The organism is Desulfotruncus alcoholivorax DSM 16058 (assembly GCF_000430885.1).
Taxonomy (GTDB): domain Bacteria; phylum Bacillota; class Desulfotomaculia; order Desulfotomaculales; family Desulfallaceae; genus Desulfotruncus; species Desulfotruncus alcoholivorax.
Genome location: NZ_AUMW01000011.1, coordinates 69600 through 91802, shown reverse-complemented (window position 1 = coordinate 91802; position 22203 = coordinate 69600). Strand labels below are relative to the sequence as shown.

Here is a 22203-nt window from a genome sequence, read left to right as displayed (position 1 = left end):
AGCGACGAAGCAATCTCAATAAATTATTAAATAAGAATGGGGGGTTAAGGTTGGCCAAGGAGACAAAGGGACTGGTGCTGGTTTTTACCGGTAACGGCAAGGGAAAAACAACCGCGGCTTTAGGTATGGCCCTGCGCGCCTGGGGGCAGGGGATGAAGGTGCTGGTGCTGCAGTTTATTAAAGGCGGTTGGAAATATGGTGAATTAATTGCTGCGGAAAAATTAGGGCCAAATTTTGAGATGCGCCAAATGGGAGAGGGTTTTATAAAAGATACCGGCGGTGACGGGCTGGAAGCACACCGGGCCGCTGCCCAAAAGGCATTGGTTGAAGCCGCACAGGCTGTACGTGCAGGCGAGCATGACCTTGTGATCCTGGATGAGATAAATTACGCGTTATCATACGGGCTGGTGGAATTAAAGGACGTTATTGATGTAATTAGATCCAAACCGCCCGGGATGCATTTGGTGCTTACCGGGCGAAACGTGGCTGAAGAGCTGGTGGAATTGGCCGACCTGGTTACGGAAATGCGCGAGGTAAAACACCCTTATGCTGCCGGTATACCTGCCCAGAAGGGAATAGAGTTTTAGTTTATCATTAATTATGGCCGCCCCGGGGCGGCTGTTTTGTTTTAAAATCTCCCAAGGAATGAACATTTTTATAAACCTTCTTCATATATATAGAAGGAGTTGGAAAAAATAAAAAAATATACCGGCAGGAAACAAGCTGCAACTTGGCGAATAATTTAAATTGCCAGTCTATAGTGCACCAAAGATTTAAGCTGGGCAGTTGGTCTGTTGTCGGTACCCTTGAGGAGGTAAAAATGAGCATTAATCAAAAAATGGTAAGTAATGCGTCAGCCGCCAACTTTGCTGTGAGGCGTGTAGCGGCTGTTGCGGCGGTTTTCATTCTTTCGACCGTGATCTTGCTAACCTATAATGCTTCCAAAAAAAGTATAAACCTTGTGGTAGACGGAAAACAGATTACAGTAAAAACTTTTGCTTCTGACGTTAACAGTCTGCTTAATGAGAATGACGTCAGGTTGGGCGAAAAGGACAGGGTTTATCCCGGGTTGACAGAAAAGTTGGAAGATAATATGACTGTAACGGTAAGGAAGGCTGTGCCGGTTACTTTACAGGTAGCGGATAACAAATTGAAGGTGATCACTGCTGCCGCTACTGTGGATGAGGTGCTGGAAGAAAACGCAATAACATTAAGTAAACTTGATATCGTCAATCCCGCAGTTGATCAACCGGTTAAGAAAGGTATGGATATACAGGTGGATAAAATCACTACCGGAATTATTGAAGAAAAAGTTCCGATACCAAATAAGATCAAACGTGAACAAGATAACAACCTGGTTAGGGGTGTAGTCAAGGTTGTTCGAGAGGGCAGCCAGGGCTTAGCGGTTAAAAAATGGGAAATTATTTTCAAAAACGGCAGGGAAACAGAAAAACGACTGTTGGCCAGCAATATCGTTCAGCAGCCTGTAGACAGGGTTATCAGGTTGGGAACGCTTCAAACAGTTTCCCGGGGCGGCCACCAGATCAGGTTTTCCAAAGCGTTAAACATGGTAGCGACTGCATACACCCATACAGGGAGAAACACTCACACCGGTATTGCACCAAGGGTGGGGGTGGCCGCGGTGGACCCCTCGGTAATACCACTGGGCAGCAAAATGTATGTTGAGGGTTACGGGTACTGCCAGGCGGCGGATATAGGTAGTAGAATCAAGGGGAATAGAATTGACGTGTTTATGGATAGCAGAAGCCAGGCATTAAGTTGGGGCAGGCGAAATGTAAAAGTTTACTTGCTGAATTAAAAAAGAGGGTAAAAAAACCCCTCTTTTTTTGACTTAAGGTTTAAATCGGTTAATATAATAGGTAGTGTAAAAAATGAAGCGGAGGAGACATATGGGTTCCCTGACACCGGGTTTAGTCCGGGATTTGCTGGGTCGATATAATTTCAGAATAAAAAAAGGTTTTGGACAAAATTTTCTTATTGATGATAATATAATTAAAAAAATTGTTGAGGTTGCTGGTCTTAAACCAACAGATACAGTAGTTGAAATTGGTCCAGGTCTCGGTTCCCTCACCCGCAGGTTGTCGGAAAAGGCGGGCAGGGTTATAGCAGTGGAAATTGACAGCACCCTGTTGCCTATTCTGGAGGAAACACTTTCCGAATATGATAATGTAACGATAATCGAAGCAGATGCTTTAAAAATTGATTTTAACCGGCTGGTCGGGGAGTGCTCCGGTCCTGTTGAGCGTTATAAAATAGTTGCCAATCTGCCGTATTACATAACTTCACCATTAATTATGCACTTTCTTGAAAATAGTTTTAATGTCGGCAGAATTGTAATCATGGTTCAGGAGGAGGTAGCCCGCAGGCTGGCGGCAATGCCGGGAAGCAAAGAATACGGGGTGCTGACCGTTGCTGTTAATTATTATGCCAGCGTGGAAACAGCATTCAGGGTTCCCCGAACGGTATTTATTCCGAAGCCTGAAGTCGGTTCGGCGGTTGTTTGCCTTGATGTACGGGATGGTCCTCCTGTTAGCGTTTTAAACAGGGATAATTTTTTTGTTCTGGTAAGAGCGGCGTTCCAGCAAAGGCGTAAAACTTTGCTTAATGCGCTTGGTGGAGTAGATAAGCAACTTTCCAGGGAAGACTGGTTGGGTATGCTCAACGAGGCGGGAATAGATCCCTCGCGCCGGGGAGAAACTTTGGACCTGGGGGAATTCGCTCTACTGGCTAATATATATACCCGTCGCAAGTAACTGTAACAAAAAGGAGATGGACCTGTTGGTCTTTATCAGCCCCTCAAAAGGGAGGCTTTCCTTTGATAAAATGATGAAGGACATAACTGAATATATCAAAGGTTTGCCTTTATCATCGTATAAAATTATTATCGGCACGGATTCCATGGTCAGGGAAGAAACTTGTTTTATTACTGCCGTTGTGGTGCACCGGCTGGGTAAAGGAGCAAGGTATTATTACCGCAAAATAAAACATCGAAAAATTAAAAGCATCAGGCAGAAGGTTTTTTATGAAACAGCCTTAAGTCTTGAATTAGGCGGGCAAATAGCGAAGTTTTTTTCAGAAAGCGGCTTTGCGGAATTACAGGTGGAAATTCATATTGATGTTGGTTTACAAGGGGAAACAAAAAGTTTAATTAAAGAAGTTGTGGGTATGGTAACCGGCAGCGGGTTTCAGGCAAAAATTAAACCTGAGGCTTACGGCGCATCCAGCGTTGCTGATAAACACACAAAGTAATGGTATTAATAATGCAAAACGAAAGTGGACAAGCAGGTAAAACTAACAGCACCTTTTTTATAGCCGCATATTAATTGAACTGCCGGCCAACGAACAAGCTCCCATTTATTTGAAGCTTGTTCGTTGGCCGTATTTTTATATCTAAAAAAAGTTATGCTTGATCTCTCCCTTTTCAAATTGTTCAAGAAGGTCAAAGCGCCTTTCTTTATTGTATCCGATGTATGCCTTTCCCTCCTTGACTCTGTTTCCCGGTCTTCCGTTCTGCCTGGTCAGTGCTTCAAGGCAATCTCCAATAATTGTTTCAGCAATTTTATCAACGTGATCATAGCTCCTTAACGTGGAACCAAGCAACAGGTGAGGTATTTCAGCTGCGACCGCTACCTTTAGGTTGGCCTCGGCTGATTTTGACAATAAGAGAGGCGGTACCGAGAAATCGTATGGTGTAGCCAGTTTAAGCAATTTTCTCGATACTGCATGGGGACCATGAGAAGGTGTAGCTGAGCTGATTTTATCAAATAGTTTTAGATGGCGGTTCAGATCTTTCCGCATTTCAATCAGACTTGCCGCAGTTGGGCTTAATTGGGTGCTAATATAATCAGGGTAACAATTGGTTAGGGCTAAATCGGTATCCCGGTATTTAACCGCTTGAATTAAATTCTTTAATACCTCCGTTTCAACTCCATGCATATCTCCGTCCACAAAAAGAGACCCTTCGGCGTTCATCTTTTTTGAAATTATTGCACCTATGGCACGGGGGACGTCAATCCCCAGAGATTCTTTAAAGATAACCGGTGCCAGTACAGGGCAGTTTAATTGTTTCAAAACCTCTAATGAATCATCAGTACAACCGTTTAGTACCGGAATAATTAAATCAATGGAATCCAATGGCAATTTCATGATAACCTTTTTAAGGTTTTTCGCTTCGTTCTTGGCCGGTATTATAGCCACAATCATATCCACGGCCCCTTTCGAATTATTTGCCAGGTTATTCCAGATTATGCTAAATGCCCAAAAAAGTTTCTATGTTGACTCACATCTTGAGCCGGAATAGTCATAGTATGGAAAAAAAGTTGGAGGAGCTTGCCTATGGGAGAATTAAAAGTTGGTGATGTGGTTGGGCGAAAGTCTTACGGGCTGGATATCTACTTTAAAATAATGGATATTGTCGAAGACAATGATAAAAAGATGGCACGTTTAAACGGACTTGATATGCGCCTTTGTGCAACTGCCCCAATTGAAGATTTGGAAAAAATTGAATCAGCTAAAGTGGCCGATTACTGGCGCATGGCTATGGTTAAAAACCACGAGGCGATGCGGCGGGTATTTATGCGGCGCAAACAGGAACGGGAAAGACAATTAATGCGGTCTGTGGAAGCTCATAAATCACCAGTTGAGGTGGAGAGCTTCGATATTCCGGGCAGAGTTTTGCATGTGGACGGCGACGGCGAATACCTGGATCTTTGCATGACCACCTATCGCCAGCTAAGCATACCGGCTGACGGATATAAAATCTCCGAACGTGAGCAGGCGGAAAAAATTTTTGACTTATTGCAAGAGCACCGTCCGGATTTATTGGTATTAACAGGGCATGACGGCTTTAAAAAGGGTACAAAAGATTTTTCAGATATAAACAATTACTATAATTCTTTAAATTTTGTTAATGCGGTTAAGGCAGCGCGCCGTTATGAAAAAAGCAGGGATGATCTGGTGATATTTGCCGGGGCCTGCCAAAGTCATTATGAGGCAATTTTAGAGGCTGGGGCAAATTTTGCCAGTTCGCCTCAAAGAGTGCTTATTCATGCATTTGATCCGGTTTTTGTAGTTGAAAAAGTAGCTTACACCTCTATTTATGATCCAATTCCTCTTAAAGATGTAATTACCGGCACCATAACGGGCTTCGAAGGTATCGGCGGCATGGAAACGCGAGGTAAACACAGGCTTGGCGTTCCGCGATCCCCTTATTAACCATGGTAACCATTTTTACTTCCCGTGCATAAAATGGCATCAGCAAAGGAGGGAGTGATATGGATAGGCATTATCGCACCCTGGAAAAAGTGCGCCACCATATACTTGGTTTACCTAACGTAAGGGGTGTGGGTGTTGGATATAAGCGGGTTGGCATGACCAGAACCGATAAGCCCGCTATTATAGTATTTGTTGAGAAAAAGCTGCCGGTCGGAGCTTTGCACCGGGATCACAGGGTGCCGGGTAAAGTAAAAGGCCTGGAAACCGATGTGATTGAGATTGGCCGGGTTAAATTGCTGGAGCGCCCGCAAAAAGTGCGACCTGCCGTACCGGGCAGCAGTATTGGACACTATAAAATAACTGCAGGCACCTTTGGCGCCGTGGTTAAGGACCGAAAAACAGGTGAGAAGCTGATTCTATCTAATAATCATATTCTGGCAAACGGAAGTGACGGAAAAGATGGAAGGGCCGGTATCGGTGACCCAATATTACAGCCCGGCGGCTGTGACCCTATATTGAAAAACCGTAAAAATAGCTGAAAGCCGGTTGGAAACCAGCTTTCGAGAAGTATTTTATCACTTGGGGCAATTGATGACAAGGCGTAAAGCTTTGTTGTTTTTTATTTTTCAAAGAGAATCAAGGAGGTTCACCCTGGTGACTGATCAAAGCAAAGCAATTATTTTTGGTCTACTGATGGACAAGCCGGTGGCTTATCATCCGGACGTCGCTAAAATGCTAAAGAGCGTTACGGCTTGTGTGTTTTTAGCGCAATTACTCTACTGGACCGGTCGTGGCAACGATGAATGGATTTATAAAACTCAATCCGAATGGTACGAAGAAACTGGCCTGTCAAGAAAAGAGCAAGAAACGGCTAGAAAAAAACTGGTTGAAAAAGGAATATTACATGAGCAGCGCCGGGGGCAGCCAGCGCGATTATATTATCGGCTTGATTTGGAGAGATTGGCAGAGTGTTTAAGCGAATATTACAGGAAATTTAAAAATTCTGATCCAAATGGTCCAAATTCGCCAAATATGGAAGACGAGAGTGAACATTCTAGTATGCCCGAAAGGGGCAATCTAGAATGTACGAATCGTGCAAACAAGATTGCCCCAAAGTCGCATACTATCTATACAGAGAATACAACAGAGAATACTACAGATACTGTTGTTGTTGAAGGAACGACTGTCGAAAAATGTCGAGAGGATAGTATTCCCGAAAGCTCACCTGCTGGCGAACCAGACAACAACATCAAAGAACTTCAGCAGCAAGCGGAAAAAGCCTGCGGTGTAAAGATACCTACGGTGCTGCTTCGAAAGCTTGTCGATGAATACGGTAGAGAAAAAGTGAAGGAGAAAATCCAAATGCTCGGAAGCGTTCAAACCCGAAATGCTCCGGGCTTTCTTATTGCTGCGCTAAGGGATGATTACGTTCTCCTGCCCGGGCAGCCACAGCAACAACCCAAAAGGGCCTCGCCCGGTGGACAAGCAGGCCGGAAAAAAGCGCAAACCAGGGGGCCGGATAGCCCGGAGGCCGAGCGTAAGATAGAATTGATTAAGTCACTTTACATGAATTGAGATTGTTGTATTACAGCTATTTAATCCGCTTCAAAATGTACTCGTCATGCTTGCTGACCTGTTCTTCAATGCGGGTTAGTTGTTCAGTGTGTTGCTTGTGTCCTTCAAATAAGGCGTTGATTTGAGGTTCGATTGCGTTTTCGACGCGTATGGCCAGCTTGGTTAATTTGGTGTCAATTTCATTCGTTTTAGATATAAGTGACATAACTTCTGTGGCCAGTATGTCCTGGGATTTTTCAAGCTTGTCCATGCGGGTTTCCATGCGAGTTTGGCCTTCTTTTAGGGCTTGGAGTTCTTCTGTTATGGCTTGAAATTGCTTGTCCATAGATTGAAATCTTTTGTCCATGGTTTGAAATTGTTGGAGCACTAACTCTTGAAATTTGTCGTTGTCCATATTGGTTCTCCTTTCGGTTTAATGCCGGCGGGGATCGTCGGAGCGGCCCACCAGGTAATCCAGGGAGACGTCGAAGAAGTCGGCTAGGGCAACGGCAATTTCTATACTAGGGGATCTTCTTTTATTCTCAAGATTATTGATAGCCGATTCTGCTAACCCCACAATTTGGCCAAGCTCTTTTTGTTTTACACTTCTAGATTTTCTGAGCTCTTTTAGGCGATATGAGAATTTATCACGAGAAAAAATTATAATCAACCCCTTGATACTTTTCTTAGGGAAAAGTATAACAAGTATAGGGCTTTTCTCAAAGAAAAGTTTATGGAGGTATTTATGGTTAAGTTAATCTACCTGCGACAAACAAAAGGTTTTACCCAAGAGCAACTTGCAAAGATTTTAAAAATTAGCCCTGGGCATCTAAGTAATATAGAGTCTGGTCGTCGTAACCCCTCATGGGAAGTAGCTCAACGCCTTGAACAATTCTTCGGCATCCCAGCCAGTGAGTTGTTGGCTGAATCCAAACAGCATCAACAGTAAAGTCTATCAAGAAATTTTAACACAGAATCAGTAAAAAGTAACGGTTCGGCAGACTGAGAAAGAAGCGGAACGGAAGGGTGTGAAGCTTTGTATGCCCCATAATCAAGCTGCAAAAAAGAAACGCGGCAGGCCGCAAAAAAATATTGACCTGGCCAGGGTATTTGAACTGTTGCAGGCAGGAAAAACAGACCGGGAAATAGCTGCTGAGCTGGATGTATCCGTAAGGACATTCAGATCCTTTCGCAAAAAATACAACATACCACCGGCTGCCGGTCACGGTGGAGCAAGGCGGGGAGCTGGCAGAAAGAAATTCACCTGTGGCACATATGACCCATACATGGAACGGCAACAGGCTATAGATGCAAAGGTTAACTCAATTGACGCAGGTCTTAGGGTAGGAAAACGAGGGATATATAAAGACGGCTGGCTTAGATTGGCCGGAAGCGCCTATGAATATGACAAAAGCCTGGGGCAGTATACCAGTAAAATTCCAGGCTGCGGAATACCCGCAGCAATAAAAGCAGTGAGGTGCTGAATGCATGCTGGAGAAAATTCGTGACCGGTTCCTACAGCTCCCTGCAAAATACCGCTGGCCTGCGCTGGCCGTCCTGGTATTGTTGGCGCTGCTGATCCTGTATATTCTAGATGTTTTGCTTTTGGGTACTGCCGCGGCATATATCATAGCATACGCCGAAGGATTGAAGCATTTTCCCAAGTCACCTGATTTGAGCCTGGCTACCTGGTACTGGCACCACCCGCTGTTCGTCGCCCGGGCCTGGCTGTTTGACGTGGACAAACTGTCCAACCCGGGAGTGCTTACCCTCTGGCTATATCTAAACAGCATCCTGGGGATTATGGCCCTGGCCAGCGTGATTGCCATTTGGGCAAAGCGGCTTAAAAAAGACACCGGCGACCACCGGGACATCCGGAAAATACGATTCAAAAAAATACAATTCGACATCAACAAGTACCTGGTCAATACCCCGGAAGACCGGTACTTCCTCGGCCTGGACGATAAACTGCGGCCCTTAACCGTACCGGCTGCGAGCATAACGGAGCACATTCACATCATGGGCGGCTCCGGCACCGGTAAAACCGCTTTTGGTGTTACACCCCTTTGCACGCAAGCCGTCCGCAAAGGTGCATCCCTGGTCGTCATCGACTTCAAAGAGGACCGGCAGGCCATCCAACTATTAGCCCGGGAAGCCAGGGCAAACGGCAAAAAGTTTTACATTTTCACCCTGGACCCGCGGGAAAAAACAAACACTTACAACCCGCTGGCCAGCGGTACTGCCCTGGGTAAAGTGGAGCGTATAATGACAGCATTAGAGCTGGTATTCCACGGTGAGGCGAAGTTCTATAGCTATGTGCAGCAGGCGACATTCATCCCGCTTTTGACGGCGCTGGATGCCCGGGGAGTGAAATATACCCTGGCCGACATACACAGTATACTTCAAAACCCGGGTTTGGTTTTCCAACTAACCGGCCAAAATGTCGATGAAAACCAGATCAAGGGCCTGACCGCCGCGCTGACCCCGTACAGCGAGTTAGGGCAGATCAACTCAGCCAGGCCTGATATTGACCTGGCAAAAATAATGCAGCGCGGGGACGTAGTGTACTTCGACCTCAAGTCCGCCCTGGCACCGGAGGCTTGCTCGGCCCTGGGTAAAATGATCGCTCAGGACCTGCAATATTTGGCGGCCTTTAGAACGCCCCAGTCCCGACCTGTAATCATAGCCATAGACGAATTTCAGAACATGGCCTGCCAGGCGTTCCGGAACGTTATCTCAAAAGTGCGGAGCGCCAACTACAGCTTGATACTGGCAAACCAGGCTATGGGTGACCTGCAGGCGGTGGGTGACGACTTTGTAAACACCATCCAGGTGAACACCAGGACCAAAATCATTTTTAATGCCGACACCCCGGCTGACGCTGAACTCTTTTCGCAATATACCGGTACAGTACTGCATACCGTCACGAGCTGGAGCGAAAACAAAACCATGACCAGTGGTCTGATACAAAGCGGAAACAACCAGCGAAACACCGTGGGTAAGAACAACACCGAAATAGAGGTGCCTTTATTGCACCCGAATCTTTTTAAAGCCATGCCCCCGGGCAAATCGGTGATCATCAGGCGCGGGCAGCTGGCCATGCTGGCCAATCATTCCTACCTGATTTACAAAGCCGAAAAAGACCGGCTGGAACAACTGCCGCTGCCGGAGCCGGAAATTCCGGAACAGAGTCCGGAACCAGTTAATACAATTGCAAAATTTGTAAATATTGCTAAGCTGAAATTGGTCCAAGACAAAAATATTGGTGTAGAAGCCAATGAAAATTCCAGCGTACCGGGCAATAAAAAACAGGTTATTTTGGTAAAGAATGGTATCTGGGATAGCTTTGGTGAAGCAGTAGAAGTAAATTTATAGCGGTACAATAACTGCCATGTGAGGCAGTTATTGTATTTAGCGCCTCGAAGTTCTACCTCGAAGTGCAGCCCCCCGCTTCGCTTCGGGTGCTTTCTTCGTATCCGTTCTTCGAGGCACTGGTACACTTTAGCCCGCGCTGTTGCAGTATTTCTCCAACGGGCAATGACCGCCTTGCGGCATTGCCCGTTGGAGTTGGAGCAGTCCCCCCGCCAATAGTCCGTAGCTCACTATCGTTCGCACGGACTCTAGGCGGCGCTCCGGCCTTCGGCGGCACCTTCGCTTCGCTCGGCAAGGGGGCTTCGCCCCTGCCGCCTTGGCCTTCGGGGTTCGTGCTTCGCACTCACCCGGCCTGCTCCCGCGCCCCAACGTTACCGCTGCGGCGCGTAAGGGGAAAGGGGGCGCTGCCCCCTTTCCCCTTAGAATCCCCTATCCCCCGCCGGGGGAATTTTTCCCCCGGACCCCCTTTGGGGCTTCGCCCTTTTAGTGGTGGGGATGCGTTTATACTCAAACTCCACGACGCTGTGGAATTTGAATGGAGGTGGTTTTTATCGCACGTATTACCAAAGCCAAACAGCTGACTGAACGGGATCAAGCTACTCTTACCGACCTGACCCGCTGCCGGGTGCTGTCTTTCGAACAAGTGAAAAAAGCCTATTGGCCAAATGCCAAGGAAAGGACCTGCGAGGAACGATTAAAGCAGCTTGAAAAGGCGGGTTATCTTACTGAGCATACGGTTGCCGGGGAAAAACCCGGTATGGATATTAGGGTGTACAGCTTGGACAATAAGGGCAAACGTTGGGCCACCGGCCCCGAGGGGCCTGGGTTGGATAGGAGTATTGTTTTTACTCATCCGGGCAAGGCAAATGAGGTGGTGCACCAGGTGCGGACCAATGATGTTTATTTTAATCTTTCCGGAAGTGAGCGGGAGTCTTGGCGTACCGGTGACGCGCTGGAAATTGAAAATAAGGTCTATGCCGGGGGCGGTGATGTTGTGCCGGATGCTTCTTATGTGAGTGATGATGGCGGAGAGGTTTTTGTTGAAACTGATTGCGGGAAGTATACACCCGCGCAGATCCGGGAGAAGGTGGACGGGTTTGCAATTAGCCCAAGCTCCCGATATGGCGGCAGTTAGGAACGAGGTGGTTGGAAAAATTGTAGCTACATGAAATACAGTTTCTAGCTAATAGTTTTCTTATGCTATAATTAAATTTAGAAGGGATGATGTCCTTGGCCGAGTATGATTTAATTATCAAGGCCTTGGCCGGGCGGTATAGTCAACAAATCGCAGCCTTTGTCCGGGGTATTGAAGTGTCGGTAGAGGCTGTTCGGGATGCCGACAAAGAAGCGGTGGCAGTGCAGCGCAGCTCAGATGTGCTGTACAAAATTAATGAAGATGGCTACGAATACATAATGCTGGTGGAGTTTCAGGCCCGTCCGGATAAGGAAATGCCCAGGCGCTTGCTGGAATATGTAGCCATGCACCACCGGCGGCACCAAAGGCCTGTTTATCCGGTGGTAATTAACCTTACCGGCAGCGATAGACGGCAGGATGGACGTTACGCTATAGATTGCCTGGAATTAACGGTGGTGGAATTTAACTACCGACAGTTAAATTTACAAGACATGCCTGGCCAGGACTTTCTGTATAAAGGACCTGTGGAGCTGTTGCCTTTGGCTCCACTAATGAAACAGGAAGATCCGCCTGAAGCAGTCCTTGAGACATGCGCCCGGCGGTTTGATGAAGAAGTCGAATCCGATAGCGACAGGGATGTTTTGTACGTTGCGTTGGCTGCTTTGTCTTCGTTGAGGTTTCCCAAAGATTTAATTCTAAAGGTGCTGGAGGTGATTAAAATAGAAAATCTACCATTGTTTGACGGCATCCGGGAAGAATGGAAAGCTAAGTATCTTGGCGAAGGTATTGTTGAATCCATAATAGAAACTCTTGAAGAGAACACCGGCCAAAGGCCGAACTGGATTAAAGAAAGCCTGTCTGCAGTTAATGACAAAGACTTGCTTAAAAGAATTCTTCGGCGGGCGGTCAAATCAAAGACTATGGAAGAATTCGAAATAGCACTAAAAGAATTAATGCCTAATTAAGTTAATTAGGTGCATAAATTAAGCCTCCGGAATTAATTATTCCGGGGGTTTTAATTTTGTTTCATTACAGGACAACTTATTTTCAATCTAGTTTACGCATATTGTATGACAGGAGGTGTTGAAATGGCGAATAAAAAGGCTGTACAAATCGTGGAAAATCAAGAACATATTTCAATTATGTGCGGTGACAAGAATATAAGTGATATGCTGGTGTTCCTGGCGTATCGAAAGCTGAAACATGTTTTAAATAACCAGGCGCTGCGTAGTTCACAAATTAAAGGAAAGTAAATTAAATATTTTGGGAGGTTTCTATGACTGCTGTTGCTGATGCAAGGATGGTGGCCATATATGCCCGTCTGTCTGTGAATGAAAACGGTGAGCGTGATGAAAGTCTTGAAACGCAGTGTGATTTACTGAAAGGGTATGTACTGGAGAACGGGTTGGGCCAATTTAAATTGTATGTAGATAACGATCTTTCGGGAGTTTATTTTGACCGGCCGGGGCTGATGAAAATGACCGATGATATTAATGCCGGCTGTATCAAAGCGGTTGTAATAAAGGACCTTTCACGGTTAGGCCGCAACAACGCAGAGACTTTGACATATATTAATTTTCTGGCTGAAAAAAATATTCGGCTGATAATACTTACGGATAATTATGACAGTTTCCGAGACGATGACGGAATCCTTGGCATTAAGACCTGGTACAATGAACACTATGCCCGGGACATAAGTAAAAAAGTTCGTTACAACTTGAAAAAAAAGATGCAGAACGGAGAGTTTTTGGGGCGACCGCCTTTTGGGTACCAAAAGTCACAAGTGGAAAAAAATAAATTAGTAGTGGATGAGCGCTACCGTGAGATCATCCGGAAAATATTTGACCTATACATAAAAGGATGGGGGTACCGGGCATTGGCGAATTACGTTCAAGACCAGGGTGTTCCAACACCCAGCGAAGAGAAAGGATATATCAATAAACCAAAATCCGACCGTTGGGATGAACAGCACATTCGGAGGATTATTACCAGCAGGGTATACTGCGGCGACAGTGTGCAGGGGGTTAGCGAAAAGGTCAGCTTCAAATCACGCAAAACCAGGCGAAAAAATCAAGATAAATGGATTGTCGTGCAGGACACCCACGAAGCCATTATTACCAGGGATGTGTGGGAACTGGCTCAAAAGGTGCGAATGAAGCGGTGGCAGGAAGGGGGCGGCCCAAGACAAAACATGGCCGGTCAACCGCATCTATTCACCGGTTTCATTGTTTGCGCGGCTTGCGGCACATGTCATGTATACAGGAGAAAATCTTACATCTGTGGCCGGTATAACAGGTTTGGCCGCAGCGGGTGCTCCAGTCATTATATCCAGGAAAAAAAACTGGTTGATTTCATTGTCAATGACATCCGGCATATGGCCGAAGGGGTTTCATTTCATTACCAACTGATTGAGGAATTTAAACAAAATGTTGCTAATGATGAAAACATAACCGCTAAAACAAAAAAATTGGAAGCTGACCTTGCCGGTATCAAGCGGCAGCAGCAAACTCTGTATTTGGATAAACTCAAAGGAATTATTTCGGAGGAAATGTTTTTGGATACCAGTGCCATATTGAAAAAAGAGGCCGGTCTGTTGTCAGACCGGCTGAATAAATTGCAGGCCCAAATGTCTGATCTCCAACGAATTAAGGAGGATATCGGCAAAATTAACAACATGAGGCTGGAGCTGGATGCCAGCGACATTGATAGGGCCTTTCTGGAAAGATACGTTAAAAAAATCATTGTGCTTGAGGAAGGCGAAAAAATCAGCGCAAAAGTCATTGAAAAGTTTGGACTGGATTTGATATTTAGTCAGAATCAGCTGGTTAAAATGACCGGCAAAGTGATTATCCTGTATAACGTAATGCCTGTGGTCCAAAAGCAATTGTCCCCCGGCGATAGTTTTTCAATATAGGGTTACAACCCGGCCCTTATGACGGCGGCAGAGATGCTGATAAGGTTGCGGAATTATACAGGTTTATTCCTTTGGTCAGGGAATATGAACAGCCGGAGTGCTCTGTGGCGGCAAAGGCGGCCGGTATCGGCAACAGTATTATTAAAATTATACGTCCCTCGTATGAATTAAGGCTTTACAAACTTACCCGTTCTGCGAACATGGTGGACTGTGCTGTGGCTAAACCGGTCAGCCCCGGTGTGATAGACGACAGAATACTTGAAATCGGGCGGGTTGCGGGCGTAGGTGAAATTAAAGAAGGCGTGGTGGTACAAAAAAGCGGCCGGTCAAGCGGAGTTACCAGTGGTGAAATCACAGCCAGGGGGGTAACTTTAAAGGTCGATCTCTCCGACGAAGAGGCGGGCTGGTTCAGTGATCAGGTGGTTTCTGATCTGGTTTGCAAGCCCGGAGACAGTGGCTCTCTCATATTGGATCAGGATAACAGGGCCGTAGGTTTGCTTTTTGCCGGCTCGGATACTTATTGCATATTTAACCGGATCCAGAATGTCATGGATTTACTTCAAATTGAATTTTGATTAGTCCATGTCTTTTTAGACCCGGGGTCAATTTGCCGGGGAGGGTTGCTTATCGTGAAAATATACCAAACGAATGATGTTGCATTAACGTTCCTTAACGATATTCCGGCTATAGGCCCTCGCTTGCCCAGTAAGGGGGATGCACTGAAAGTGGCAAAAAGTTACTTGGGCATGATTGACCAACTTTCCCGGGAAAAAAAGGGAAACCCCCGGTGCAGTATACGCTTTTTAAAACAATCGGATGGCAGATATACCCTGGTGATCAAGGGCACGGGAATGGCGCTGGAAACGTTGAGTAATCTGGATGAACTAATGCTGCAGCGGTTTAAGAGGGGATTAAAAAGAAATCTTTTTATTCTGACCTGTTTTTTTGATGAACCGGACGGAAAGCTTTCGTGTCTGGCCCTGACAGAGGGTATGGGGGCCGTGCTTTATTCACCCGGGTAAACCGACCTTATGGGCATTTTCTGGCAAACAACGCGTGCGCAATATACTGATTGACGCGCGCGTTGTTTGTATTAATGAGTCCCCCCCTGAAAACTATCATATAGCGGTGCTTTGTGCTGCCGGAGGGTTGCGTAGGGGCTTTATTCAAAGAACGAGCTAGCCCGGGGACAAGCGCTGGTGAATAAAGTGCACCAAAAATAACCATACTGCCGTTTTTTTAGACAAGAAGGTTAGTAAACCAAAAATTGCAGGTTTATCATATATTTTGGAGGTAATCATTATATTACCCGGTTTGCTATAGTAAATCTGTTCTGGTACGATTAATCAGATCTCCATACTTTGGACAGACACATTGTATTTGATCTCGGGTATGGTGCAAAAAATTGACATTGGAAAGGAGAGTGTGAGTTTTGCACTCGCGGACAACTTGGGCCAAAGTTATACCCGCGCTGCTGGTAGTGCTGGTTATGGTTTTTATGGCCGTGTCGGCACTGGGCAGTGAGAATTTTAACGGGAAAGGGGTGCCGGCTTGTTCACCGGTAGTAGTAGCCGGCACTGAGACAGTTAATTTATCAACTGATGAAGCAAAATTAATTGAAGCTATTAACGGGTCCAGAAAACAAGCCGGTGTTCCAGAACTGGTGCCAAATCTTATGTTGACTGAAATGGCTCGCGTGAAGGCAGAAGATATGGCGTCCAGAAGGCAGTTATCCTATCAATCTCCTGCCTATGGCACTATGGAGGACATGTTACGCCAGGCCGGGGTGAAGTACCAGGAAGTCAAAGTAAATCTGGCCAAGGTCGGCAGCCCCGGCTCAGCGCATAAATATTTCATGCGTTATAGCTCTACTAAAACATATATCCTGAACCCGGCCTTTGACCAGCTGGGTATTGGGTGCCAGGCAGACGGTCATGGTAATTACTACGTTGTGGAAGTGTTTATTGACAGCCTAAAGGACGATTCAAACACGCCTTCTGCCGGTGGTAACAGCCAGGGCAGTAACGGCACCGGTGCGCAGCCAAATCCCGCCCCTAAGCCTGATACCGGGTATACGGCCGACGAACAGCAAATGCTGCAGCTTGTTAACACCGAAAGGGCCAAGCAGGGTATTAAACCTCTGCAAATGGATTCTTCGCTGTTAAAATTAGCTCGACAAAAGGCCCGGGACATGATTGACAATAATTATTTCGATCATACCTCGCCAACTTACGGTTCACCGTTTGAAATGATGCGCAATGCCGGCATAAGCTACTCCTACGCCGGTGAAAACCTGGCCAAGGCAGCTACGGTAAACGGAGCCCACACCGCTTTGATGAATTCTTCCGGACACCGGGCGAACATTTTAAATGAGAACTATGACCGGGTCGGTATCGGCATCATCGGCAGCGGCGGCTACAAGTACGTTGTGCAAATGTTTACCGGTGGCCAGAGCGGGGGGAGTTCCGTTCCAGCTCCCCGGCCCAAGCCGGCTCCGGCACCGGAGCCTGCACCCAGTCCTAACCTGGCTCCGGCACCGGGCCCTGCTCCCAGTCCAAGCCCAACTTCCGGGGCTGACCAAAATTTTGGAACTAATATTTTAACGGCGGATGAATTAAAAATGTTCCGACTGGTTAATCGGGAAAGAGCAGCGAACGGTGTAACCCCGTTGAAAATTAATGAAAATTTAGTTAAACTGGCCAGGATGAAAGCGCAGGATATGATCAAATACAATTATTTCGATCATAATTCTCCTACCTACGGGTCACCTTTTGAGATGATGCAAAAGTATGGAGTAAGTTACAGCTACGCCGGGGAGAACCTCGCCGGCGCCCCCACGGTGGATTCAGCTCATACCAACCTGATGAACTCAGAGGGACACCGGCGCAACATATTGAACCCGAACTTTACTGAAGTTGGAATTGGTGTTGTGGATGGGGGACCTTATGGAAAAATGTTAGTTCAAATGTTTATCAAACCGTAAAGGACAGTAAAAAAATCCATATAAGTAAAAAGAAGGATGTAAAATCCTTCTTTTTTTTCCTTTTGCTCCTTCCTTTTGCTCCTTCCTTTTGCTCCTTCATACAAGATATTCTGCACATTTTAATAAATCACTCATATATTATTATAGAAATCTCTTGAAAGGGGGAAGTTTTATGGCTGCTAATAATGCACCGGTTAAGGAAAGAATTACGGTTAACCAAGTCGTTAGTGAAAATTCGCAACAAACGGTAGTGCGTGGGACCTTTAAAATACCTGATCCCAAGCCGGACGTAGAGCAGATTATTTCCACGGATAGTACGGCCACCGTAAAAAATACCAGCCTTTTACCGGATAAAGTAGTGGTTGAGGGGTTGATAACTCTTCATGTTGTTTACGTTGCCTTTGAACCGGCGCAATCAGTTCATTCGATGCACGGGCAGGTTCCCTTCACTGCTTATGTCGATCTGCCGGGCGCATTGCCGGATATGGACGTTAAGGTTGATGTTGCAGTTGAGGATGCCAGGCTTGTTCCCAGCGATAAAGACGTGCGATTATACAATGTGACGGCGGTATTGGATGTTTCAGCCAAGGTCACCGAAACCCAGGATGTGGATGTGCTGGTCGAAGTGCCCGGCAATATGGAAGCTGATTATGATTTAATTCATATTGATGACGTGGTGGGTAAGGAAAGCACCCAGGTTATCGTAAGTGACGAGTTTGACAATCCACCCGAGAAACCGGAACCCGAACAAATTTTGAACGTTGATTCAACTGTTACAATTACCGACACTAAGATTGTGGCTGATAAAGTAATTATTGACGGGGAAATCACCCTGCAAATTATGTATGTGGGTGCGGTACCGGAACAAAGTGTGCATGATATGCACAAAACAATTACTTTTACCGATTATGTTGAAGTGCCGGGCGCAAAGCCGGACATGGATGCTGTGGTGGATGCAACGGTTGAAAATTGCGATGTACAAATAAAAGGTGACCCGTACTTTTCGGCGGATTGCGTCATCAAGCTGGACGCCAGGGTTACCGAGCCCAGGGAGGTCAGGGTCGTTACAGGATGTGCCGGAACTACGGTAAAAACCGTTGAGTTGAATGTTGAACATCTGGTTGGTGAAAAGAGCTCACAGGTAGTAGTCCGGGAAAACTTTGCAGTCCCTGACGCCAAACCCTGCCCGGAAAAAGTGCTCAACGTGACCATCGATAAAACAAAAGTCACAGAGAAAAAAATCATCAAAAACAAGGTAATCACCCGCGGCTATGTCGAGGTCAAAATTATCTACGTATCCATGAAACCGGACCAGGCTGTGCACGCGATGCACCAGCGGCTGAATTTCCGCACCTTTGTGGAAATCAAGGGCGCTGAGGCAGGCATGGATGTAGATGTTAAACCTGTTGTTGAATATATTGATGCGGAACCTGCAGATTGCGATGTCAATATTGAAGCGGTGATCAAGGTCAAGGCCAGGGTTACCGAAACGATGCGCAAAGAGGTTTGTGCCGAGATTGTCGGGGAAGAAGAGGAGTGTCCGGTTGGCCAGGTGATCAGTTACACCATCAAATCCGGTGATACCCTGTACGAACTGGCAAAACGGTACGGCACTTCCGTCAACCAGATTATAGCCCATAATCCGGGTATTGACCCCAACAATTTAAAGGTTGGCCAGGTTATTCAAATCCCCTGCGGGGCCAAGGGTTAATGTTTACTTGATTTTATAAGGAGGTTCAATTTATGCCTATAGAGTACTTCTACAGTGAGCCGGAAAATGTATTATGCGTGAAAGTCAATGTTCCGGTAGTTTTAGCCGATACCGAAATTCAATTTATAGTTGATAACGTTGCTACTCTGCCTGAACTGGCTCAGAAGGTGGATCACATTGACGCGATGCTGAAAGAATTTGATGCCAGGCCGATTTTCATACATGAAAACGGCGATAGGTGGATTAGTGTAATTGAAGAAGAAGGTTGGGACCGCTTCGGCTGGCGTTGGAGCGAACACAGGCAGCCGGTGGTTAAAAAAATACTGGTCAGCGGAACGCTGCACAAGCAAATCTTTTATGTTGACAAAAATGATGTTGTCAAACACGTCGGGGAGGATATTCCTTTTGCCGACCACGTAACTCTGGATGTGCCGCAGCCTGTGGTCAATGAAAATAATGTCTATGTTAAAATACATCACAAAAAAATTGATATGCGCTGGGATTTGAGAAGGGGATCGAGGCTGCAGCAGACCGGCGTAATGATTTTTGAAATAAAAGTTGTGGAAGACAGGCAAGTTTTCGTTAATGTTTGCCCACAGCTTGATAAAAAATGTGTTAAGGGGGTTAACCTGCTGAAGGACGGTAACCTGGAATCGTGGGCAACCGATACCACTCCCGTATTCTGGGGTGCCAGCAATGTCATACGTGAAGGTACAGCAGGCGCTGAATTGGGCAATGTAGCCAACAGAGCAGCTTCATTGTTCCAGACCGTCAACGAGGGTATTGTTCCCACCGGGACATACCGGCTGTGCTTTGATGTAACGGATGAGGCTGCAACTGGAGCCGGCCAATCGGCCTATACCCTGACAGCCGAGCTGGTGTTCTATGACAGGGCCGGCAGGGTGGTGACCAGTGAATCCCAGTCATGGACTGCCAGCCAGCTTCCGGATAATACCAGGACCAGGTACTGTATTAATGCCATGGCGCCGGAAGAAGCCAAGAGCGCGCTGGTAAGGTTCAACTTTGATCCCAATACCGCTGTTAATACCGCCCAAGTGTTGATCGGCAATGTTATGCTGGAGTGCACCAGGGTTCAAAACGAGTATTATGAAAAGTATTACACCGGTTAAATACTAGGTTGTGGAAAGGGATGGTATTTATACCATCTCTTTTTTATGGATTTTCCACATATATTTGTAAAGAGATCAAATATGAGGGGGAATTGCTAACCATGATGGGAAATATGGATGGTATGCTGCAAATGGTTAAGCAGCTGCAGGAACAGTTGCGAAATATGAATGTCAAGGTCAGTGCCGGCAATGGAGCTGTCCAAATAACCATGAACGGCAACCAGGAAGTTGTGCAGATACATTTTAAACCTGATGTTCTAAAGGACCCTTCTCAACTGGCCCAGTTAACGGCAGAAGCGTTTAATGAAGGCATGCGGGAGTCTAAAAAAATGGTGCGGGAGGAGCTTGCCAAGCTGACCGGTGGTATGAATATCCCTACAATTCCGGGGCTGGTTTAAAGAAATGAGGCGGTGCTATGCCGGGTTCTGAAAAGGGATTGGAACAAGCGGTTACCGAATTGCTGGAATTAAAAAGCAAATCCAATATGAGTGATGAGCATTTCTTAATTATGCTGGGCATGGTGAATTTGATGGAAATATTAAATCTACTCGATCGGCGGGCTCACGGCACACAAAAAAGTGAAGGGGGCCGTCGACCGTTTTCGCCGGCGGATGCAGCTCCGTTTATGGGCATGTTTGGAGGTCCTAAATTTAAACAGCAGAATGAAAGTTAGGGCAGCGAAGGAAGCTGCCCCGGAGCATTATTTTCTATTGTACCGGATTGTCGGAAGAGCTTTGGGGGGTGTTTCCGTTGCTACTTCAATAGCTGGAGGCTCTTTAGTGGCTTCATTTTGCATTGTTTTATCCGGATGATCTATGGGAGCACCTTCATCTTGTTCAACCGTGTCCGGTTGAACAACGGAAATACCTTCATTTTCGATTTGATTCCCTTCTGGTTTTAGTATAGCAGGTGCCGCTTTCTCGCTTTTCCCCGCATTGCCGGCCGGTAATATGGCGAACCGGCGCGTTTCGTAACTAAGGCTGTGAATACCGATGCCAAACAGCACCGGCATTAAAAAAAGTATTAACGGGTTTACAAACCTTGTTGGGTTATTCAAATATCAATACCCCCTTTTATTTGGAAAAATTATTTTAAACATCCTATGAAATTTTTGAAGCATTTGTTACAATAGTCACGCCTCTTTAGGGAAAGGAGTGGTGTTTATGGCCGTTGAAGAGCAGGAAAAAATGGAAAAAACCTTAATTAAATTATTGGATTACCAGAAAGAACATAATGTTAACATCCAGGATTTAATGACCATGATGAGTCTTATCAGCTTAATGACCATGATAGACGTTTTAAACAGGGATAAACCTGCCGGTGCGGCGACTTTCGACTCGAACAGTTTGCAAGCCATGCTTGGGCCACTTTTGGGGTTAATGGTGGGTGGCATGGGCAGTGGCGGAGGGGATGCCGGCAAGCAACCACCGTTTAATCCAGCTATGCTGTTCAATCTTTTAAGTGCTTTGGGAGGAGGACAGTCCAAAGGCAGTCAGCCCAAAGGTGGGTCGCCGGATTTGTCGGGTCTGATGTGGCTATTAGCACCTCTATTGGGGGTGCAGGGTGGTGTTTTTAAGCCAAGTCCGGTTCAGAGCGATGCAGCAAGTACTTCAGGCAGCCCGCCCCAGCCAGTACAGCGGGAAATTAACCTCGATTTAAAAGAAAATAAAATCAAGGAAAGCAAGTTTAAGGATAACAAACCCTCTACAGAAATAATAAAGAGTGTTGGAGATGGTGAAATTAGAGAAAAACTGCCCAAGCCCGGTGAGGTATTGGAATGGAAATTCGGGGCATCTTAAGGCTATAACCTTTTCGGGGGTGGGTAATTTGGACGTTGTAAAGAATGGCACCGGAATGTCAACCCGGGTTGGCGGGTTGAGCGACGAGGATGGCAAAAAGGAAATTGAACACAATTTGATCCAAATTGACGGGGTTCAGGAGGTTGAGGTTTCCCTGAACGACAAGACAGTTACCGTAAATTTTGATAAAACTGTGATTAATAGCGACTATATTCTCCGTACACTAAATTCACTGGGGTATTCTCCGTACATTTAGGTAAGGGGCACACCTCCTCTTTGAGGTCATGGCTTTGGGGTCGGAGGAATGAAGCGCTACGCTCGCTTTAATCAGATCACAGTTGGTTATATTTTCTATACGGCTGCTGACCAG

Annotated in this window: 28 protein-coding genes; 23 read left to right on the top strand and 5 right to left on the bottom strand. The window is 46.2% G+C overall.

Features of this window, described 5'->3' with window-relative positions:
• The first annotated feature begins 50 nt into the window (after positions 1–50).
• From cobO to H569_RS0106330, 4 genes are all read left to right on the top strand, one after another.
• Positions 51–587, top strand: a complete 537-nt coding sequence (cobO, locus tag H569_RS0106345) for a cob(I)yrinic acid a,c-diamide adenosyltransferase (RefSeq protein ID WP_027364313.1) — start codon at positions 51–53, stop codon at positions 585–587.
• Between the two features lie 233 nt (positions 588–820).
• Entirely contained in the window at positions 821–1819 is a 999-nt protein-coding gene (locus tag H569_RS23055) for a 3D domain-containing protein (RefSeq protein ID WP_051273361.1), read from the top strand.
• Positions 1820–1910: 91 nt separating this feature from the next.
• Positions 1911–2774 carry a 16S rRNA (adenine(1518)-N(6)/adenine(1519)-N(6))-dimethyltransferase RsmA gene (rsmA, locus tag H569_RS0106335; protein WP_027364311.1) on the top strand — a complete coding sequence of 288 codons (864 nt, stop codon included), beginning with the start codon at positions 1911–1913 and terminating at the stop codon, positions 2772–2774.
• A gap of 25 nt (positions 2775–2799) precedes the next feature.
• The gene (locus H569_RS0106330) at positions 2800–3270 is read left to right on the top strand and encodes a ribonuclease H-like YkuK family protein (protein ID WP_027364310.1); all 471 of its coding nucleotides are present in this window, start codon (positions 2800–2802) and stop codon (positions 3268–3270) included.
• Positions 3271–3411: 141 nt separating this feature from the next.
• On the opposite strand, the gene H569_RS0106325 is transcribed toward H569_RS0106330, so the two are convergent.
• Positions 3412–4224 (bottom strand): glycosyltransferase family A protein, encoded by an 813-nt coding sequence (locus H569_RS0106325; RefSeq protein WP_027364309.1) that lies wholly within the window; start codon positions 4222–4224, stop codon positions 3412–3414.
• A gap of 132 nt (positions 4225–4356) precedes the next feature.
• Between H569_RS0106325 and yabG the strand changes: the two genes are divergently transcribed.
• The 3 genes from yabG (at position 4357) to H569_RS21225 (ending at position 6810) form a co-directional block, all read left to right on the top strand.
• Positions 4357–5235 (top strand): sporulation peptidase YabG, encoded by an 879-nt coding sequence (yabG, locus tag H569_RS0106320; RefSeq protein ID WP_027364308.1) that lies wholly within the window; start codon positions 4357–4359, stop codon positions 5233–5235.
• A gap of 59 nt (positions 5236–5294) precedes the next feature.
• Complete coding sequence (locus H569_RS19440) at positions 5295–5774, top strand: hypothetical protein (RefSeq protein WP_207637527.1); 480 nt, start codon at positions 5295–5297, stop codon at positions 5772–5774.
• A gap of 115 nt (positions 5775–5889) precedes the next feature.
• Positions 5890–6810: a hypothetical protein gene (locus H569_RS21225; RefSeq protein WP_051273359.1), complete on the top strand. Its 921-nt coding sequence runs from the start codon at positions 5890–5892 to the stop codon at positions 6808–6810.
• A 16-nt stretch (positions 6811–6826) separates the two neighbouring features.
• On the opposite strand, the gene H569_RS21220 is transcribed toward H569_RS21225, so the two are convergent.
• Positions 6827–7204 (bottom strand): hypothetical protein, encoded by a 378-nt coding sequence (locus H569_RS21220; protein ID WP_051273357.1) that lies wholly within the window; start codon positions 7202–7204, stop codon positions 6827–6829.
• 18 nt (positions 7205–7222) lie between these two features.
• Positions 7223–7459, bottom strand: coding sequence for a helix-turn-helix domain-containing protein (locus H569_RS23325; protein WP_257720094.1), 237 nt, complete (start codon positions 7457–7459; stop codon positions 7223–7225).
• Positions 7460–7534: 75 nt separating this feature from the next.
• Here H569_RS23325 and H569_RS0106295 point away from each other — a divergent pair, with 75 nt between their 5' ends.
• The 3 genes from H569_RS0106295 (at position 7535) to H569_RS19430 (ending at position 10164) form a co-directional block, all read left to right on the top strand.
• Positions 7535–7738 carry a helix-turn-helix domain-containing protein gene (locus tag H569_RS0106295; RefSeq protein WP_027364305.1) on the top strand — a complete coding sequence of 68 codons (204 nt, stop codon included), beginning with the start codon at positions 7535–7537 and terminating at the stop codon, positions 7736–7738.
• 91 nt (positions 7739–7829) lie between these two features.
• Entirely contained in the window at positions 7830–8273 is a 444-nt protein-coding gene (locus tag H569_RS0106290) for a helix-turn-helix transcriptional regulator (RefSeq protein WP_027364304.1), read from the top strand.
• Between the two features lie 4 nt (positions 8274–8277).
• Positions 8278–10164 carry a type IV secretory system conjugative DNA transfer family protein gene (locus H569_RS19430; protein ID WP_081410893.1) on the top strand — a complete coding sequence of 629 codons (1887 nt, stop codon included), beginning with the start codon at positions 8278–8280 and terminating at the stop codon, positions 10162–10164.
• A gap of 52 nt (positions 10165–10216) precedes the next feature.
• Here the strand turns inward: H569_RS19430 and H569_RS0106280 are convergent, their stop codons facing one another.
• Complete coding sequence (locus tag H569_RS0106280; RefSeq protein WP_027364303.1) at positions 10217–10504, bottom strand: hypothetical protein; 288 nt, start codon at positions 10502–10504, stop codon at positions 10217–10219.
• A 192-nt stretch (positions 10505–10696) separates the two neighbouring features.
• On the opposite strand from H569_RS0106280, the gene H569_RS19425 reads away from it, so the two are divergent.
• The 11 genes from H569_RS19425 to H569_RS0106225 all read left to right on the top strand — a co-directional run bounded on the left by H569_RS19425 (position 10697) and on the right by H569_RS0106225 (position 20707).
• The gene (locus tag H569_RS19425; RefSeq protein WP_238492482.1) at positions 10697–11296 is read left to right on the top strand and encodes a replication-relaxation family protein; all 600 of its coding nucleotides are present in this window, start codon (positions 10697–10699) and stop codon (positions 11294–11296) included.
• An 86-nt stretch (positions 11297–11382) separates the two neighbouring features.
• Positions 11383–12261: an Rpn family recombination-promoting nuclease/putative transposase gene (locus H569_RS0106270; protein WP_309294774.1), complete on the top strand. Its 879-nt coding sequence runs from the start codon at positions 11383–11385 to the stop codon at positions 12259–12261.
• Between the two features lie 123 nt (positions 12262–12384).
• On the top strand, positions 12385–12549 hold the full coding sequence (locus H569_RS22450; RefSeq protein WP_157833473.1) for a hypothetical protein: 165 nt from the start codon (positions 12385–12387) through the stop codon (positions 12547–12549).
• A 23-nt stretch (positions 12550–12572) separates the two neighbouring features.
• Entirely contained in the window at positions 12573–14210 is a 1638-nt protein-coding gene (locus H569_RS19420) for a recombinase family protein (RefSeq protein WP_034629738.1), read from the top strand.
• Between the two features lie 104 nt (positions 14211–14314).
• Positions 14315–14785 carry a chymotrypsin family serine protease gene (locus H569_RS19415; protein ID WP_157833472.1) on the top strand — a complete coding sequence of 157 codons (471 nt, stop codon included), beginning with the start codon at positions 14315–14317 and terminating at the stop codon, positions 14783–14785.
• A 54-nt stretch (positions 14786–14839) separates the two neighbouring features.
• Entirely contained in the window at positions 14840–15232 is a 393-nt protein-coding gene (locus tag H569_RS0106255) for a hypothetical protein (protein ID WP_027364301.1), read from the top strand.
• Positions 15233–15642: 410 nt separating this feature from the next.
• The gene (locus tag H569_RS23445; protein ID WP_051273352.1) at positions 15643–17193 is read left to right on the top strand and encodes a CAP domain-containing protein; all 1551 of its coding nucleotides are present in this window, start codon (positions 15643–15645) and stop codon (positions 17191–17193) included.
• Between the two features lie 172 nt (positions 17194–17365).
• The gene (locus tag H569_RS0106240) at positions 17366–18904 is read left to right on the top strand and encodes a DUF3794 and LysM peptidoglycan-binding domain-containing protein (protein WP_027364300.1); all 1539 of its coding nucleotides are present in this window, start codon (positions 17366–17368) and stop codon (positions 18902–18904) included.
• 32 nt (positions 18905–18936) lie between these two features.
• Positions 18937–20034, top strand: coding sequence for a cupin domain-containing protein (locus H569_RS0106235; RefSeq protein ID WP_027364299.1), 1098 nt, complete (start codon positions 18937–18939; stop codon positions 20032–20034).
• A gap of 20 nt (positions 20035–20054) precedes the next feature.
• A complete protein-coding gene (locus H569_RS0106230) occupies positions 20055–20432 on the top strand; it encodes a YbaB/EbfC family nucleoid-associated protein (RefSeq protein WP_081410891.1) in 378 nt (125 codons plus the stop codon).
• A 17-nt stretch (positions 20433–20449) separates the two neighbouring features.
• The gene (locus H569_RS0106225; RefSeq protein WP_027364297.1) at positions 20450–20707 is read left to right on the top strand and encodes a hypothetical protein; all 258 of its coding nucleotides are present in this window, start codon (positions 20450–20452) and stop codon (positions 20705–20707) included.
• Between the two features lie 27 nt (positions 20708–20734).
• Here the strand turns inward: H569_RS0106225 and H569_RS0106220 are convergent, their stop codons facing one another.
• Positions 20735–21091, bottom strand: coding sequence for a hypothetical protein (locus H569_RS0106220; RefSeq protein WP_027364296.1), 357 nt, complete (start codon positions 21089–21091; stop codon positions 20735–20737).
• A gap of 106 nt (positions 21092–21197) precedes the next feature.
• Here H569_RS0106220 and H569_RS0106215 point away from each other — a divergent pair, with 106 nt between their 5' ends.
• On the top strand, positions 21198–21833 hold the full coding sequence (locus tag H569_RS0106215) for a hypothetical protein (RefSeq protein WP_027364295.1): 636 nt from the start codon (positions 21198–21200) through the stop codon (positions 21831–21833).
• Positions 21834–21861: 28 nt separating this feature from the next.
• A complete protein-coding gene (locus tag H569_RS0106210; RefSeq protein ID WP_238492481.1) occupies positions 21862–22089 on the top strand; it encodes a heavy-metal-associated domain-containing protein in 228 nt (75 codons plus the stop codon).
• Positions 22090–22203: the final 114 nt, after the last annotated feature.

What these genes read in the sequence shown, in the direction of transcription:
- H569_RS19440 (WP_207637527.1), top strand. Translation starts at nt 5,295, where the DNA reads ATGGATAGGCATTATCGCACCCTGGAAAAAGTGCGCCACCATATACTT.
- H569_RS0106235 (WP_027364299.1), top strand. Translation starts at nt 18,937, where the DNA reads ATGCCTATAGAGTACTTCTACAGTGAGCCGGAAAATGTATTATGCGTG.
- H569_RS0106225 (WP_027364297.1), top strand. Translation starts at nt 20,450, where the DNA reads ATGCCGGGTTCTGAAAAGGGATTGGAACAAGCGGTTACCGAATTGCTG.
- H569_RS0106290 (WP_027364304.1), top strand. Translation starts at nt 7,830, where the DNA reads ATGCCCCATAATCAAGCTGCAAAAAAGAAACGCGGCAGGCCGCAAAAA.
- yabG (WP_027364308.1), top strand. Translation starts at nt 4,357, where the DNA reads ATGGGAGAATTAAAAGTTGGTGATGTGGTTGGGCGAAAGTCTTACGGG.
- H569_RS0106240 (WP_027364300.1), top strand. Translation starts at nt 17,366, where the DNA reads ATGGCTGCTAATAATGCACCGGTTAAGGAAAGAATTACGGTTAACCAA.
- H569_RS21220 (WP_051273357.1), bottom strand. Translation starts at nt 7,204, where the DNA reads ATGGACAACGACAAATTTCAAGAGTTAGTGCTCCAACAATTTCAAACC.
- H569_RS0106230 (WP_081410891.1), top strand. Translation starts at nt 20,055, where the DNA reads ATGGTATTTATACCATCTCTTTTTTATGGATTTTCCACATATATTTGT.
- H569_RS22450 (WP_157833473.1), top strand. Translation starts at nt 12,385, where the DNA reads ATGGCGAATAAAAAGGCTGTACAAATCGTGGAAAATCAAGAACATATT.
- H569_RS0106295 (WP_027364305.1), top strand. Translation starts at nt 7,535, where the DNA reads ATGGTTAAGTTAATCTACCTGCGACAAACAAAAGGTTTTACCCAAGAG.
- H569_RS0106325 (WP_027364309.1), bottom strand. Translation starts at nt 4,224, where the DNA reads ATGATTGTGGCTATAATACCGGCCAAGAACGAAGCGAAAAACCTTAAA.
- H569_RS0106215 (WP_027364295.1), top strand. Translation starts at nt 21,198, where the DNA reads ATGGCCGTTGAAGAGCAGGAAAAAATGGAAAAAACCTTAATTAAATTA.
- H569_RS19425 (WP_238492482.1), top strand. Translation starts at nt 10,697, where the DNA reads ATGGAGGTGGTTTTTATCGCACGTATTACCAAAGCCAAACAGCTGACT.
- H569_RS23055 (WP_051273361.1), top strand. Translation starts at nt 821, where the DNA reads ATGAGCATTAATCAAAAAATGGTAAGTAATGCGTCAGCCGCCAACTTT.
- rsmA (WP_027364311.1), top strand. Translation starts at nt 1,911, where the DNA reads ATGGGTTCCCTGACACCGGGTTTAGTCCGGGATTTGCTGGGTCGATAT.
- H569_RS19420 (WP_034629738.1), top strand. Translation starts at nt 12,573, where the DNA reads ATGACTGCTGTTGCTGATGCAAGGATGGTGGCCATATATGCCCGTCTG.
- H569_RS0106270 (WP_309294774.1), top strand. Translation starts at nt 11,383, where the DNA reads ATGATGTCCTTGGCCGAGTATGATTTAATTATCAAGGCCTTGGCCGGG.
- H569_RS19430 (WP_081410893.1), top strand. Translation starts at nt 8,278, where the DNA reads ATGCTGGAGAAAATTCGTGACCGGTTCCTACAGCTCCCTGCAAAATAC.